The following is a 14433-nucleotide window of genomic DNA, read 5'->3' as shown; positions in this document are numbered from 1 at the left end:
AGATCCAAGCGGGCGCGCTCTTAGCGACCATCACTCATCAGTACGACTTACTTACTCCATACCCACTCATATCTCTCTTGTCTCTTTTTATATCTCACACGTCAGCGGCTACACACAGGAAGATCTCTGCGTCGAGTTAGAGGCAAATAACGTCGTAAGCATGCGCGTTTATACGTTCTGAAAGTTCTAAAGAATCATTGATGCAGCGCTGCGGAATGCGGAATGCGGAATGCGGAATGCGGAATGCGGAATGCGGAATGCGGAATGCGGAAAAAAGTGTGGGAGTATTGCTGAAGAAAACAAAAACCAGTGGGTGGCGAGAAGCCATCCCACTGGTTTGAATGCCGCTGTTAGATCAGCGGGCTAAGTCTTACGAGCGCGGACGCTTAGAGGAAGGACGAGGACCGCCACGACCGCTGCGAGGCTTACGCTCTGGCTTGCCTGTGTCCGGCTTCATGTTGATCAGCTGCTGACGAATGCGTACTTTCTGCAGGTGCTGAAGCACTTCTTTCGGCATGCCTTCTGGCAGCTCAACGGTACTGAAGTTGTCGTAAATGGCGATATGGCCAATGTACTTGCTTTCAATGTTCGCTTCGTTCGCGATAGCGCCGACGATATCGCCAGGGCTAACGTCGTGGGAGCGGCCCACTTCGATGCGGTAACGCTCTCTCGGCATGCCGTCGTCACGACGTGAATCACGACCTTCGCGGCCTTCACGACCACGACGATCACGGTCGCGAGGGTTACGGCCACGGCCGTCACGATCGCGGTCACGACCACGGAAGTCTTTATCCAGCTTCGGCAGATCCTTCAGGATCGGGAACAGAGGCTGTTCCACCTGCAAGCGGAACGCCAGTGCGGCGGCGACGTCTTCCAGCGACAACTCATTTTCCTGACAGAAGTCCAGCACCACCTTTTTCATGGACTCCAGATCCTGACCGTCCAAAGTGCGGTGCAGGTTTTCCTGGAATTGCTGGATGCGCTGCTCGCTGATTTTTTCAGCGGAAGGCGCTTCGTAAGGCGTCAACGGTTGCTTGGTGGCCATTTCAATTGCGCGCAGCAGGCGACGCTCTTTCGGCGCAGCGAACAGGATCGCTTTCCCTTCACGACCAGCGCGTCCAGTACGGCCGATACGGTGAACGTAGGCTTCAGTGTCGTAAGGAATGTCGTAGTTCAGAACCAGACCGATACGCTCTACGTCCAGACCACGGGCTGCAACGTCAGTCGCGACAACGATGTCCAGACGACCTTTCTTCAGGCGGTCAATCGTCTGCTCACGAATCTTCTGGGTCTGGTCGCCATTCAGGGCTTCAGCGGCGTAGCCGCGCGCCTGCAGCTTCTCAGCCAGTTCCGTGGTGGCGGACTTGGTGCGCACGAAAATGATCATGCCTTCGAAGTTTTCAACTTCCAGTACGCGGGTCAGCGCGTCCAGTTTGTGAGAGTTATCAACCATCAATACGTGCTGGCTGATGCGCTCAACGGTAGAAGTCTTAGCGGCGATACGAACTTCTTTCGCCCCTTTCAGATATTTTTCCGCCACGCGTTTGATCGCGGGAGGCATAGTCGCAGAGAACAGTGCGTATTGGCAGGCGCCGGGCGCGTTGGAGAGGATTTCCTCTACATCGTCGATGAAGCCCATGCGCAGCATTTCGTCAGCTTCGTCCAGCACGACTGCGCGAATTTGCGACAAATCCAGGCTCTTGCGCTGTAAATGGTCCAGCACACGGCCAGGCGTACCGACAATAACCTGCACGCCGCGTTTCAGGGAGCGCAATTGTCCGCGCATATCCTGACCGCCGTAGATCGGCAGTACTGTGAAGTCAGGCAGGTAACGGGAATAGCTTTTGAATGCTTCCGCCACCTGGATCGCCAGTTCCCGGGTGGGAGCCAGCACGATAATTTGTGGAGACTGAATCTTAGGATCAAGTCTTTCCAACAACGGCAGAGCGAAAGCCGCTGTCTTGCCGGTACCAGTCTGCGCCACCCCTAAAATGCTCTCGCCCTGCAGCAACAGGGGAATACTTTGCTCCTGGATCGGTGAGGGTTGCTCGTAACCCACGTCTTTTAGAGCGGACAAAAGAGAATCAGATAAACCAAGAGAAGCGAAATCTTTCGACAGCGCGGTTGCAGAATCAGTTGAAGACATTAATTCGGGACCTATCAGGGGGGCTGCTTTGCAGTGAATAAAAAATGGTCGCTAATTGTACAGATCTAGCTTGCGGAATAACAGTAAAATTTTTAATGCCGGAGAAAAGTTACACGCGCTTACAAATGCGTAATCAATAACTTGAGTGGCGGGAAGGGAGTTTTTACTATGAAGTCGCCGCTTACCTGGGGCGAAACGGGAAATATCCGGGGAGGCGGCTACTGCAGACGACGCGCCGGCCCCGGAAAGGGAGAGCCATTCGTCATACTACCGGTTCAACGACAACCAGGCGCATTTTGCGACCTTCGAAGATGCGATCCAGGATGTCATGCAAGTCGGCGACGCTTTCGCTTTGGATACGGAAGCGGAATTTGGCTCCTTTTTGGGTAAACGCATTGACTCTGTACATTTTTCTTTCTCCCGAGATGGTTTATTTCGTCTACAGGAGTTAGATTAGGAAGTAAAACGACCATTGATGTCGCAAAAGAATGTATTCTTTAGTCTTCGCAAAGTTTTTATGGGGAACTGATGAGAACTTTTCTACGCCGCTTATCCATCCTGGCTTATCTGAAATCGGCCAGAACGCCCAAATCCACCGAGGAAATCATCAACCACCTGATTTCTGCGGACTATATGGAAGAGGGCGGCGATCCAAATTCACAGAAGCGCCTGATCCAGCGCGACATGAATTTCCTGTACGGCAAAAACGAAATGGAGGACGAAGACGAAGAGCCCGGCAACGAGTTCGGCCTGGAAGTGGTGAGGGGCGTAGGCAAGAGCCTGCTATGGAAACTCGACCCCTACTCCACCCTGCAATACGACTATGAGAAGATGCCTCAGTACATGGCTATCGCTTTCGCCATGGCCAAGAAGCATCTGTCCAATCTTCTGCCGCGCAACACCATCTCCGAGCTGGAGCGTTTTTTCGCCCAGGCGGAGGAGCGCCTGGAGCAGTCGGAGAAATCGCTATCTCCGCAGTTGTACAATCGTCTGCGCGATTCCGTGGAGTTCTATCAGCGCGGCCAGCGTCTGCAACCGGCGGATTTCGATATCGAGCATCTGGACACCATCTATCGCGCCATTTTGAAAAACAAGCAGGTGTTGTTCACTTATCGCGGCAAAGAGTATCGCGCCCATCCCTTTGGCGTTGCGATCCTGCTGCCGAAAATCTATCTGGTGGCGAAAAAGGACGAGGACATCGACACCCCTGGCGCCTATCGCCACTTCCTGTTGCATAAGATCGAACGCATCACCATGGATCAGCGCAGTTCCCGCGTGCCGAAGAAATTCCGGCTGCGGGACTACCTGGAGGCGGGCAAGATGGACGTGTTCATCGACCCGGAAGACAACTCTGTGTACTCCATGAAGTTGCGCATCACGCCGGCTAATCCATACAGCAACCTGATATCCGACCTGAGCGAGAACCCCATCGCCGTGGACCAGAAAATCAAGCCGTCTACTGACGAAAGCGGTTCCTACATCCTTACCGCCAAGGTGCGACGCACTATTCAGTTGCGGAACTGGCTGATGAACCTGGGTGCAGAATGCAACGTAATGGAGCCGCAGGAAATTCGCGACGATCTGATTTCCGCGCTGCGGGATGCACTGAGTAACTACGGCGCCTAAGCCAACCAAAGGAGTCCGCCATGCAGACAGCCACCCCAACGCCGCCATCGCTCGGTATGCGCAAGCTCAATCCGGCGGGATGGACGGCTGCGTCGATCCTGCGTCTCATGGCGGCTTTATTGACCCTGCTCGGGTTGGCTGCCTGCGCCCATCAACCCACGCATAGCAAACCGGGTTTAACGACTCCAGGCGTTCATCCTATTGCGCCGACGCAGGAGCAATACTGGTGGCGCGCCTGTTTCAAAATGCCTTTTGATGATAACGGCGATCCCAATTGGAACATGGACTTACTGTTGGCGGACCAGGTCGTCGCCCCCGTATTGGCGCAACATGCGGGCGCTTTGCCATTGTGGCGCTTTCATCGACGCGCCGCGCCGGACGCCGCCGGTCACCAGTTCAGCCTGCTGTTTTACACAGATCCGAACACCGCCGGCCGTGTATTCAAGGGTATGGAGAGTTCGCCAGTCGTTGCGCAGCTCCTGCAAAGCGGCGATCTCAATCAGCTGGTCATCAAATGCGGCTACCGCGACCTGACGTCCGACCTGCAGGCCACCAGCGATCCCAATTGGGAGCCTCATCTGCAAAAAACCTGGCCTTATTTCATCATGGGCGTCAGCGCCCACTGGCTGGCGTTGATTCAATCTTTTGGCGAAGACATCCCCCTGCAATCCGAAACGCCCTCCGCCATGCTGGAGCGTTACGGACAAATACGTCGGCAAATCAGCGGCGTCTGGCAGGGACAAGGCCAGCATGCCTACCTGCATCACCTTAGCGCCCTGTTCGGTTACGAGCCGATGCTGATTCAGAAATTCATCCAGTTCTGATATGACTTCCCTGCCCCGCTTTGACTACTTCGCTTATGGGTCCAATATGTCCCTGCTCCGGTTGCGCGGCCGCACGCCCAGCGCCTGCTTCTTGTGTACGGGCCGGTTAATGGGTTATCAGCTGCGTTTTCATAAAATTGGAAAAGATGGTTCCGCCAAGTGCGATATTTTTCATACCGGAAATCATGAAGACGTCGTCTATGGCGGCCTCTTCCAGATTAACGAACAAGATCGACACGCCCTTGATCTCGCCGAAGGCGCAGGAAAGGGGTATGACCCCACCGACCTATGGATAACAACAGAAAGCGGCGCGGTTATGCGAGCGCTTACTTACGTTGCAACACTCACTGACGCAACGCTTCTCCCTTTTGACTGGTATCTGGAGCATGTGCTGCGGGGCGCAGAAGCATTGCAGCTGCCGAGCCATTATCTTGCAAGGCTGCGAGCAACCCAATCGATTGCGGATTCGGATACTGATCGCGTTCAAAGAGAGTTGGCGATCTACCGTCATGCTTAACCCGCTCGTTTTGGTGCATGTCTTTTTTCGTTAAATTGTCTTCCTTCATTTCCTAACATTCCTTGCGTACATTTTCCGCCTACAAATTAACCCGTCGTTAACCTCTCCTTCGAAATAATGCGCTTATTCCGATCATCATGCTGATTGTCGTCACAGGCCACTGCGCCTCAAATCAGCGTCGGGAGCAAAGGAACCGCCAAGCCAAACATAAGAAGGAAACCTCTATGCCGACACCTGTTACTCCTCCCCGCTAGCCTTGTGCGGCTGGCGCGATTCGACCGATTCGTTAAAGCAAGCTCGTAAAACAAGAAAGGCGACATCTCAAGCCACTGAGATATAGCAAGCGCTCACATACAGGAACTATTCACCAGCCAAAAAAGGGAACTGATATGAAAATACGCTCGATCTCCATTCGCGCCATCGCTCTTCCGGGCGGTCTCGCTGCGGCAATAACGGGAGTGTGGATGACTGCGGCGAACGCCCAGGAAATTCAATACGGGAGAGGGTATTTCTTTCCTGCGTTAATTCCTTCCTATTTCGATAAAGAGCACTTCCTGGAGGATATCTCCGTGGAGCGCTGTGAACTGAAGAACGGCTATCAGTCCTGGTGCTACAAACTGAAAGTCAAAAGTAATCCAGTGGAAAACGGTCCTTATTGCCCGGAAACCATCAATGATATCGGCGGCGTTTATCCTTATGACGGCGCCACCAATCCCGGTTTGCGGGTGCTGAAAAGAGACCTGTTCGAGGACATGGAAGCGGACGGCTACGATATCGTGGATGACGACGGCAATATCCGCTTCATCATGATCAAAACCGGCGAAATACCTAATCTGGACCCGGACTTGTCCTACTGCATCGAGGTCGAGCCCGACAATAGCCTGCAACTCTCGTACATGATTCCCGTTTTCTCCTGGCATGCCCAGGAATCCACGCCCATGGACGACGCCTCCAAGATTGTCGGCTTATCCTTGATTGGGATGCCCATTAACGGCTTGCCGCCCTCAGTGGCCAACGGCATTCCCGGCGCGCCCACTGGAGTCGGCAGTATGCCCGCCCTGGACGCCTGCGGCGGGCACATTAACGAAGGCTTCTACCACTCCCATATTTTCCCGGAAACCATCAACGATATTTACGCCAAGCATCATATTGGAGAAGTTCGCTGTGAAGCGGTCTACCCGAAAGGTTCCGGCGATCTGGTGGCGTACGCCATGGATGGGTATCCCATCTACACCAATCTGGAGATGAACGGCGCGACGCCAGCCAATCTGGATGAATGCAACGGCCATTTCGGCCCGACCATCCATTATCCGACCGGCATGTATCACTACCACTCCTCCTCAGCGGAGGACGTGAATATTCCGCGCTGTCTGAAAGGCGTGCTGGCGAAGCAACAGTTGATCGTGGAGTGACGATGCGCAGATACAAAACTTTCGCTCTAACGCTGTTCTGGCTGGCGTTATCAACGCCGTCCGCTTTCGCGCATTACCCGTTCATGTCGTTCTTCAATCTCTCTCGCGGAGAGGACAATGTCTGGCGGCTGAACGCGGTTCTCGCGCAAGCCAGCGTTTCCACCACGCTGAGTCAGCTACAGACTGAGCACAGCGGCGCGCGCTTCACTCGTGAGGAACAGGAGAAGGAACTAACGAAGTATTTGCTGGACACCGTCAAGCTCAAGGTGGATGGAGTGGACATTGCGCTGACGCCAACCGTCGTCAATCTGGGCGATCATGAAACCCGGGTTATATTTGAACTGAAAAACGCACCCAGGGATTTCCGCCGTGTAGATGCAAGTATTCGCAGTTTTTCCGATGACGCCAATCACCACAATATCCTGACCCTGTTCCAGGAAGGAGGACGCAGCAAGGTCGTGCTGTCATCCAGGAATAATTACAGCTCGCAGCTCAATGCGCTGGAGAAACTGGCGGAAGGCTCATGAGTAAATCGTAAAGCGCCACCCTATCAACAGCACGCAGGCGTAAGTTGATCCGAGGGGGGAGTACTCGCCTGCTCTTTAGGGTCTGAGGGCCATGGCCGTTTACGACGCCGGAACGTCGGCGGCGCCAAGCGCCTTGCAGTACAGACCCACTTTTTCGCCGTGATAATCCAGTTCTTCCAACAAGCGCCAGCCTCCGCGGCGCATCAACGAGGCGGCAGTCGCCGTGCCGCAATAAAGTTTGTCATACCCCATCACTAACGCTGCGTCTTCCAATGCTGTCAGCAGCGCTGCGCCCAGTCCGCGTCGGCGCAGTTCGGGCTTCACCCAACCCGCCGCCGCCCAGGGACCAAGATGAGGATGCGTGGTGATAGATTGCGCTTTCAATGCCGCCACGCCGACCAGTTCACCGTCCAGGAAGGCCACCATCCCTACCGGCAAAGCGTCCCGGGAACAGAACTGACGCAAATCCGCTGCCGCATCACCAGGCCCTTTCGGGCCGTACCAATCCGGCCACTCCGTCTCAAAAGACGCCGCCAGGGCGGGAACCGCTTCCGGCGCGTCCGCCAGGTATTTCACCACTAACCGCCGATCCATACACCCTCTGTCTGGCTGTTGAGAACCACGACTTACGCCCGAGGCTCCGAGCGCATCAGAGGCCAGAGTATATCGCTCTAACCACGCAGATAAATCACTTTGCCAGTCTGCGCGCCTTCTATGGATTTTTGAAACGCCTTCGCCACCCTTGCAGCATCTACTGGCGTTTCACCTGGGAAAAATGAACCGTACTTATCCCAGGACTCCGTTAATACGGTCGGGCTGACGACGTTTATACGCACCCCGCGAGGCGCTTCGATCGCCGCCGCCACGGCGAAGTGCTCCAGGGCGCCATTCACCGTCGTGGCCGCTGCGCCCCAGGCGATAGGATCAACGCTGAGAATGCCGCTGGTCAGAGTGAAAGAGCCTTGATCGCGAATATATTTCAAGCCATGGCGTACCAGATTAATCTGCCCCATCAACTTACTGCGCAACCCAACGTCCCATTGCTCAGAGGTCATTTCTCCCAGCGCCGCAAACGCCAGATCGCCAGTCGCGCTGACTAACGCGTCAAACTCGCCAACCTTTTCAAACAACGCCTGAATTGAGGATTCATCGGCGATATCCACCTGATAATCGCCTCTGCTCTTGCCGACCTTGATCACTTCATGCCGGTCCTGAAGGTTTTCTACAACCGCTTTGCCAATAGTGCCTGAGGCGCCGATCACTACGATTTTCATTGTGCTTTCTCCACGTTGATTGTTGATAAATCCACTTTAATGAAAAACACCTTCGGGATAATCTAGCTAAAAACCAACTCACTGTTTCCACACAGAAACAATATGCAGAACTTACTGACTCACCTCGACCTGATCGCCGCCTTCCATCAGGTGGCGCAGGACGGTAGCTTCACCCAGGCCGCCACCAGCCTGAACAGCTCCAAGTCCCAGGTCAGCAAACAGGTCAAGACGTTGGAGTCCTTGCTGCAGACTCAACTGCTGCACCGCACCACCCGGAGCTTGCGCCTTACGGAAGCCGGCGAAGCGTTGTTTCGTTATAGCACGGAAATTCAGGCGCTGTTTCGCCAGGCGACGGAAGTGGTGAATGATTTGAACGCGGACACGGTTGGCGTGCTGCGCTTTACCTGTCCGGTTTCTCTGGGCATTTCCATGATGCCGGAGATCCTCAAACTGTTTCGGTTGCGTTATCCCCGGGTAAAAGTGCAAATTGACCTCGCCAATGAGAGCCGCAACCTGATCGCGGAGGAGTTCGATCTCGCCATTCGCGCCACGCCGCAACCAGACCCTTATCTGATCGCGCGCCCCTTGGGAGCGATGGTGGACGCCATCTGCGCCAGCCCGGAGTTCATCGCGCGCCATGGCAGACCGGAAACCCCGGAGGAGCTGACGCGTTTTCCCTGCATCGCCCATAACCAGCATCAGCAACTGAGCCAGTGGAGATTTACCGGCCCCGAGCGTGAAATCAGCGTGCCGATTCAGGCGGAGATCGCCGCCAATCAATATCCCATGATGCGGCAATGCGCGGTGGAAGGACTCGGCGTCACCAAGCTGCCGTTTTATGAAGCCTATCGAGATATTGAAAGCGGGCGGCTGGTGCGACTGCTGGAGGACTACCCTTCCCACACCCACACGCTGTACGTGGTGTTTCCCGCCCAACGCTATCAGCCGAAGAAGCTGATTTATTTCAAGGAACTATTGATAGAGTGGTTCAGCGGACGCCCGGAATTTTTTCACCGTTTATAAGGCCGCATGAGGCGTCGGGAATTATTCCTGCTCTTCCTTGACGAACAGGCGCTGGAACAAACGCTCGGATTCCTGCATGCCGCGTTCGGTCAAAGCGACGGATTTGGTTTTTTCTACGGGGTCGTGGATCAGCCCCTTTTCATAGAGCCGGTTCATGACCTCCCAGTCGAAACCTTTCCAGGCCCGGTTGCCCTGGTGCAACGTCAGATGCAACAGAGCCAATACGGTTTCGTCAATTTTCTCCTCATCAATCACCATCGTCATCGCCCGATCTCCTCTGTTTCGATAAAAACCAAACACAGAATTCGTCATACGAAGGAAAACGTTCGAATATACGCTACCGGGGCGCAGGCGTTTTCACAAGAGGCGCCCCGCCTAAATAAAAAAAGCCACCGGGACAGGTGGCCGCCTGATTATTAGCATGCCAATGTTATTGCCATGTTAATAGGCTAAGCGCCTATGACGCTCTACAGGTCGCAGCGAGAGGGCTTCATGATGAGGACAGAATCCACTCGTGGTCTGGGTCGTTGTGAAACTTCCAGTCACGAACCGGTCCCGCCATCACGTTGAGGTAATAAGATTCATAACCATGAGGCACGCCGACCGGGTGATAGCCTTCAGGCACGATCACGCAATCGCCGTCGTAAACCGACATGGTTTCATCCAGAGAGCGGTCGTCGTTGTAGACTCGCTGAAATACAAATCCCTGGGCCGGATTGATGCGGTGATAATAGGTTTCTTCCAGATAGGACTCTTCCGGCAGACGGTCAGAGTCATGTTTGTGCGGTGGATAACTGGACCAGTTGCCGCTGGGCGTGAACACTTCTGTCAACAGCAGTCGCTCCGCCGGCTGATCCAGCATCAGGATATTGTGAATGCGGCGCAGATTGCTGCCCTCGCCACGGTTCATCATCGCAACCTGATCCGGTTTGATCAGGCGCACCGGATACTGCCCGGAGACTTGTGAAGACAATCCCAGGCCGACTTCCAGATCCGTTTGCGCGCTGATACGAATACGGGTAGCGGGCGGAACATATACCGCATAGGGCGGCAGTTTTTCAAAGGGCGACATACGCTCGCCGATATCTGCGAACGTATCCGCTCCGGCCTCTACGGTCGCTTTCCCCGCCACCAGCACCAGACAGCATTCAGCGTCAGCGAACTCGCCTTCCCAGATCTCTCCCGCCTGCAACGCCAGCGCCTGAAATCCCACGTATTTCCAGGACGCATTTTCCGGCGTGACGTTTATACGTTGCTGTTGCTCCCGTCTGGCTTTGCGTAACAGATGCGACATCGGGCTCTCCTCTACGAACTTAGTGAATGATTAATCCTGCTGATATGCGACTTGCAGCGCCTCAAGCAATCTCTTCGAGACTGACCCAGCGGCGTTCCTGATGAGACAGCTCCACCGCATCCAATACCCGGTTCACTTCATAGGCATGGCGAAACTGCGGCCACATGGGGCGGTCTGCACACAGACCTTCCACCAGATCCCGCACTTCCACGATCTTTTGATCGTTGTAGCCCAGACCATGCCCTGCGGACACGCAGAAATTAGCGTAATCCGGATGCTGCGGGCCAACTAACAGGCGGCGGAAACCTTCCCGCGGCCCAGCGTCTTTGCGTGAATAAAACTGCAGCTCGCTCAGTCGCTCCTGATCATAAATCAATGTGCCCAAGGTTCCCGTCACTTCAAACCAGAGCGAGTTCTTGCGGCCGCAGGCAATGCGACTGGACTCCAATGTCCCCTGGGCGCCGTTGGCGAAGCGCGCCAACAGATGAACCTGATCGTCGTTTTCCACTTCGCCGAACTCACCGGGCGCATTGGCGATGGGGCGGTTCTTATGCACGGTTTTCAGATCCGCTACGACTTCCGTGATGTCGCCGACCAGATACTGCGCCATGTTAATAATATGAGAGCCCATGTCTCCCAAGGTTCCAGAACCGGAGAATTCTCTCTTCAGGCGCCAGCTGAACGGCGCATCAGGGTCGGAGAGATAGTCTTCATTATGAGTGCCGCGAAAGTGGACGATGTCTCCCAGCTCCCCGCTGCGAATGATTTCCCGGGCCAGGCTCACAGTCGGGTTTTTTGCATAATTGAAACCCACCAGCGTCTTCACCCCGGCCCGCTCAGCCGCTTCGGTCATCATGCGCGCATCCGCCGCATTAAGCGCCAGAGGTTTCTCTGCGTAGACATGCTTGCCGGCGGCGATGGCCGCCAACGCCATTTCCTTGTGCAGCCAGTTGGGGGAGCAAATATCCACTACGTCGATATCAGGGTCGCTCACCAGTTCACGCCAGTCTCCGGTTGAGCGCTTAAAGCCCATCACCGCAGCTTTCGCCGCCGCCTGTTCAGCGCTGATATCCGCCAGCATTTCAAGCTCGATATCCGCTGAGAGTTCAAATACTGCGGGGGCGGAGCGAAACGCAATCGCGTGCGCCTTGCCCATGTAACCGCTACCGATCAGGCCGACTCGTAGTTTCTTCTTGCTCATACCCACCTGCGAATTTAGATACTGTCTGCATCACACGGAAATTGTTGTTTTGATGGTCGCGAAGCGCAACTCAGTCTGTTGTGACAGGCGCCGCTATGGCCAATGCGATTCAAGATTAAAACAATCATTCCACGAACGAAACAAAAATTTCAATAATTTTAATTTCAGACGACGCGTTTCAAACAACTCAAGTCAGCTACAACCCCTGTATAGATAGAATAGAAAAGGAATAGAACAGGTTATCCAGGAAAAGAAGGGAAAATTCCATTTCGATATTTTTTGGAACAAAAAGTTTGAAAAGCGAAATTTTTTTAAATAGGATGGATCATACGTTCCATTATTGGAGCGCCGTAGAACAACAAGAAGCCAATAAACCGGGGGCCGCATGAACGCCTTGAACCAGCCATTCCAAAACCATTTTCACGTTTTTGCAGCGCCGGTTTGTTCTTGCATCGCCTCGCTGGCGCGGCCTCAGCGCAATCTGGAAGTGAATTTACACTCGCTCCGCACTGAAATTTTCTTGTAGGATTGGCGACACTGTATTTCATTTTCATTGCCGGAGAATCGAATTGTCCACCGCGATTAAGCCCACCAACTTACTAGAACTGCAGCAGGCCATCACTGAGCGCTACAACGATCTCAGCAAACGGCTCAAGCAAATCGCGCAGTTCGTCATGGACCATCCCAGCACAGTGGCGATGGAGACGGTGTCCGTCATTGCGGAGCAGGCGGAAGTAACGCCTTCTGCGCTGATACGCTTCGCGGCGGCGTTTGGTTACGATGGCTTCAGCGAAATGCAGCAACTGTTTCGTCAAAAACTGGTGGAAAACAGCACCAGCTACCGCGAACGCATTCGTCTCTCCAGCGCGCAACCGGTTCATTCCGGCAAAGTGACCTCTCACACCATTCTCAACGAGTTCGTAAACGGCAATCTGCTCAGTCTGGAGCACCTGCCGGAGATGGTGTCCGACGAGAACATGGACGCCGCGATCAAGCTGCTGCATAACGCCAAAGCCATTCATGTGCTGGGCATGCGCCGTTCCTTCTCCGTCGCCTCTTACCTCACCTACGCCCTGCGTCAGATCAAACGCAGGGTGTATTTGATCGACGGCAGCGGCGGCATGTTGCAGGAGCAGGCTTCGTTTCTGGACAAAAGCGACGTGCTGGTGGCCATCAGTTACAGCCCCTACGCTCAGGAAACTCGCGCGGCGGTCATCAAGGCTTATGAAAACGGCGTTCCCATTATCAGTATTACTGACAGCCGGCTGAGTCCGCTGGCGCCTATTTCCTCCGTCTATTTCGACGTGAAGGAGAGTGAGGTGCGCGGATTCCGCTCGCTGACATCCAGTCTGTGTCTGGCTCAGGCTCTGGTGATTGGCATGGCCTACCAGATTGAGCAGCAACAGCTGGGCGACGGCTGACGCCGGGCCGACTCAGGGACAACACAAGCTTCCCTGCCGGTCGCGCCGTTTGCATCGTCAGTATGGATGAAAGGCAAACCTTATTACTGTTGTGATAACCAGCGTATAAAGTAGAGGCGCAATTTTATGATTCGAATCAGTCTTCTCGGCGCGGGCCGTATTGGCGTCATTCACGCGTTGAACGCCAAGGCGAACCTGAATGTGGATCTTCGTTACATCGCCGATCCCCGGGAAGAGGCGGCGCGGGATCTGGCGGAAAAAGTCGGCGCGAAAGTGGTGGATGTAAACGCCGCCATTAATGCGAATGACGTGGACGCCGTGATCATCGCCACGTCCACCAACACCCACGCGGAACTCAGTCACGCCGCGCTCAATGCTGGCAAAGCGGTCTTTTGCGAAAAGCCCATTGATCTGGATATCAACAGCGCCAGCGGCGTAGCGGAACACGTACAACAAAGCGGCCTGCCCTACTTCGTGGCGTTCAACCGCCGCTTCGATCCCTCTTTCGCCGCCCTGCAACGCGGCCTTGGCGATCTCGGCAAGCTGGAGCAACTGGTGATCACCAGTCGTGATCCTTCGCCGCCGCCCGTGGAGTACATTAAAGTGTCCGGCGGCCTGTTCCGGGATATGACCATTCACGATTTTGACATGGCGTTATGGCTGCTGAATGAGCCCCTGCGGGACGTTCACGCGATCGGCAGTTGTCAGGTTGATCCCGCCATTGGCCAGGCTGGCGACATCGACACCGCCACCATTACCCTGACCACCGTGAGTGGAGCCCAGTGCGTCATTCTCAACAGTCGCCGCGCCGCCTACGGCTATGACCAGCGCGTGGAGGCTTTCGGCGCCAAAGGCATGTTGCAAGCGCACAATATCAAACCCACGCAGTTGCATCGCTTCGGCGCGGAAGGGGAAAACAGCGACAGGCTGGAAGACTTCTTCCTGCAACGTTACGCCGCCGCCTATCAGGCGGAAATGGCCGCCTTCGTACAGGCGCTGGTGGCTCAATCTCCAATGCCCGTCAGCGTACAGGATGGCGTTAACGCCTTAAAACTCGCCAACGCCGCCTACGCGTCCCTGGAACAGGGCAAGCCAGTCGGCTTCTAAGCTCTCAATACCCCGGGCGTCGCCGACGGACCGGGGTTCTCGCCTCTTGTTGCAAGCGCTT

General features: G+C 54.9%; 15 protein-coding genes. 8 read left to right on the top strand and 7 right to left on the bottom strand.

Translation table 11 applies throughout. The features are described 5' to 3' along the window. Nucleotides 1–370: 370 nt before the first annotated feature. Nucleotides 371–2146 carry a DEAD/DEAH box helicase gene (locus tag ACQYWX_RS05150; protein WP_431688098.1) on the bottom strand — a complete coding sequence of 592 codons (1776 nt, stop codon included), beginning with the start codon at nt 2144–2146 and terminating at the stop codon, nt 371–373. A 262-nt stretch (nt 2147–2408) separates the two neighbouring features. Continuing rightward, nucleotides 2409–2555: a hypothetical protein gene (locus ACQYWX_RS05145; protein WP_158304996.1), complete on the bottom strand. Its 147-nt coding sequence runs from the start codon at nt 2553–2555 to the stop codon at nt 2409–2411. A 119-nt stretch (nt 2556–2674) separates the two neighbouring features. On the opposite strand from ACQYWX_RS05145, the gene ACQYWX_RS05140 reads away from it, so the two are divergent. The 5 genes from ACQYWX_RS05140 (at nt 2675) to ACQYWX_RS05120 (ending at nt 7052) form a co-directional block, all read left to right on the top strand. Then, the gene (locus ACQYWX_RS05140) at nt 2675–3772 is read left to right on the top strand and encodes a helix-turn-helix transcriptional regulator (RefSeq protein ID WP_216736839.1); all 1098 of its coding nucleotides are present in this window, start codon (nt 2675–2677) and stop codon (nt 3770–3772) included. A gap of 20 nt (nt 3773–3792) precedes the next feature. Beyond that, entirely contained in the window at nt 3793–4596 is an 804-nt protein-coding gene (locus ACQYWX_RS05135; RefSeq protein WP_431688097.1) for a hypothetical protein, read from the top strand. Nucleotide 4597: 1 nt separating this feature from the next. Next, nucleotides 4598–5113 carry a gamma-glutamylcyclotransferase family protein gene (locus ACQYWX_RS05130; RefSeq protein ID WP_431688096.1) on the top strand — a complete coding sequence of 172 codons (516 nt, stop codon included), beginning with the start codon at nt 4598–4600 and terminating at the stop codon, nt 5111–5113. 389 nt (nt 5114–5502) lie between these two features. Then, the gene (locus ACQYWX_RS05125; RefSeq protein ID WP_431688095.1) at nt 5503–6525 is read left to right on the top strand and encodes a YHYH protein; all 1023 of its coding nucleotides are present in this window, start codon (nt 5503–5505) and stop codon (nt 6523–6525) included. 2 nt (nt 6526–6527) lie between these two features. Beyond that, nucleotides 6528–7052, top strand: a complete 525-nt coding sequence (locus ACQYWX_RS05120) for a hypothetical protein (RefSeq protein ID WP_431688094.1) — start codon at nt 6528–6530, stop codon at nt 7050–7052. A 99-nt stretch (nt 7053–7151) separates the two neighbouring features. On the opposite strand, the gene ACQYWX_RS05115 is transcribed toward ACQYWX_RS05120, so the two are convergent. Together ACQYWX_RS05115 and ACQYWX_RS05110 are read right to left on the bottom strand one after the other, a co-directional pair. Further along, the gene (locus tag ACQYWX_RS05115; RefSeq protein WP_431688093.1) at nt 7152–7646 is read right to left on the bottom strand and encodes a GNAT family N-acetyltransferase; all 495 of its coding nucleotides are present in this window, start codon (nt 7644–7646) and stop codon (nt 7152–7154) included. Between the two features lie 77 nt (nt 7647–7723). Next, on the bottom strand, nt 7724–8326 hold the full coding sequence (locus ACQYWX_RS05110; RefSeq protein WP_431688092.1) for a short chain dehydrogenase: 603 nt from the start codon (nt 8324–8326) through the stop codon (nt 7724–7726). Between the two features lie 102 nt (nt 8327–8428). Between ACQYWX_RS05110 and ACQYWX_RS05105 the strand changes: the two genes are divergently transcribed. Then, a complete protein-coding gene (locus ACQYWX_RS05105) occupies nt 8429–9349 on the top strand; it encodes a LysR substrate-binding domain-containing protein (protein WP_431688091.1) in 921 nt (306 codons plus the stop codon). A gap of 21 nt (nt 9350–9370) precedes the next feature. Here the strand turns inward: ACQYWX_RS05105 and ACQYWX_RS05100 are convergent, their stop codons facing one another. The 3 genes from ACQYWX_RS05100 to ACQYWX_RS05090 form a co-directional block, all read right to left on the bottom strand. Further along, complete coding sequence (locus tag ACQYWX_RS05100; RefSeq protein WP_216736831.1) at nt 9371–9613, bottom strand: DUF6429 family protein; 243 nt, start codon at nt 9611–9613, stop codon at nt 9371–9373. A 226-nt stretch (nt 9614–9839) separates the two neighbouring features. Continuing rightward, nucleotides 9840–10643 carry a 5-deoxy-glucuronate isomerase gene (iolB, locus tag ACQYWX_RS05095; RefSeq protein ID WP_431688090.1) on the bottom strand — a complete coding sequence of 268 codons (804 nt, stop codon included), beginning with the start codon at nt 10641–10643 and terminating at the stop codon, nt 9840–9842. A 61-nt stretch (nt 10644–10704) separates the two neighbouring features. After that, on the bottom strand, nt 10705–11844 hold the full coding sequence (locus ACQYWX_RS05090; RefSeq protein ID WP_431688089.1) for a Gfo/Idh/MocA family protein: 1140 nt from the start codon (nt 11842–11844) through the stop codon (nt 10705–10707). A gap of 569 nt (nt 11845–12413) precedes the next feature. Between ACQYWX_RS05090 and ACQYWX_RS05085 the strand changes: the two genes are divergently transcribed. Together ACQYWX_RS05085 and iolG are read left to right on the top strand one after the other, a co-directional pair. Next, a complete protein-coding gene (locus tag ACQYWX_RS05085) occupies nt 12414–13265 on the top strand; it encodes a MurR/RpiR family transcriptional regulator (protein ID WP_216736828.1) in 852 nt (283 codons plus the stop codon). A gap of 126 nt (nt 13266–13391) precedes the next feature. Beyond that, nucleotides 13392–14372 carry an inositol 2-dehydrogenase gene (gene iolG, locus ACQYWX_RS05080; RefSeq protein ID WP_431688088.1) on the top strand — a complete coding sequence of 327 codons (981 nt, stop codon included), beginning with the start codon at nt 13392–13394 and terminating at the stop codon, nt 14370–14372. The last annotated feature ends 61 nt before the right edge of the window (nt 14373–14433 follow it).

Source organism: Hahella sp. NBU794 (assembly GCF_050749805.1).
Classification (GTDB): domain Bacteria; phylum Pseudomonadota; class Gammaproteobacteria; order Pseudomonadales; family Oleiphilaceae; genus Hahella.
The sequence above is the reverse complement of the archived record's forward strand: the minus strand, read 5'-3'. Positions and strand labels throughout refer to the sequence as shown.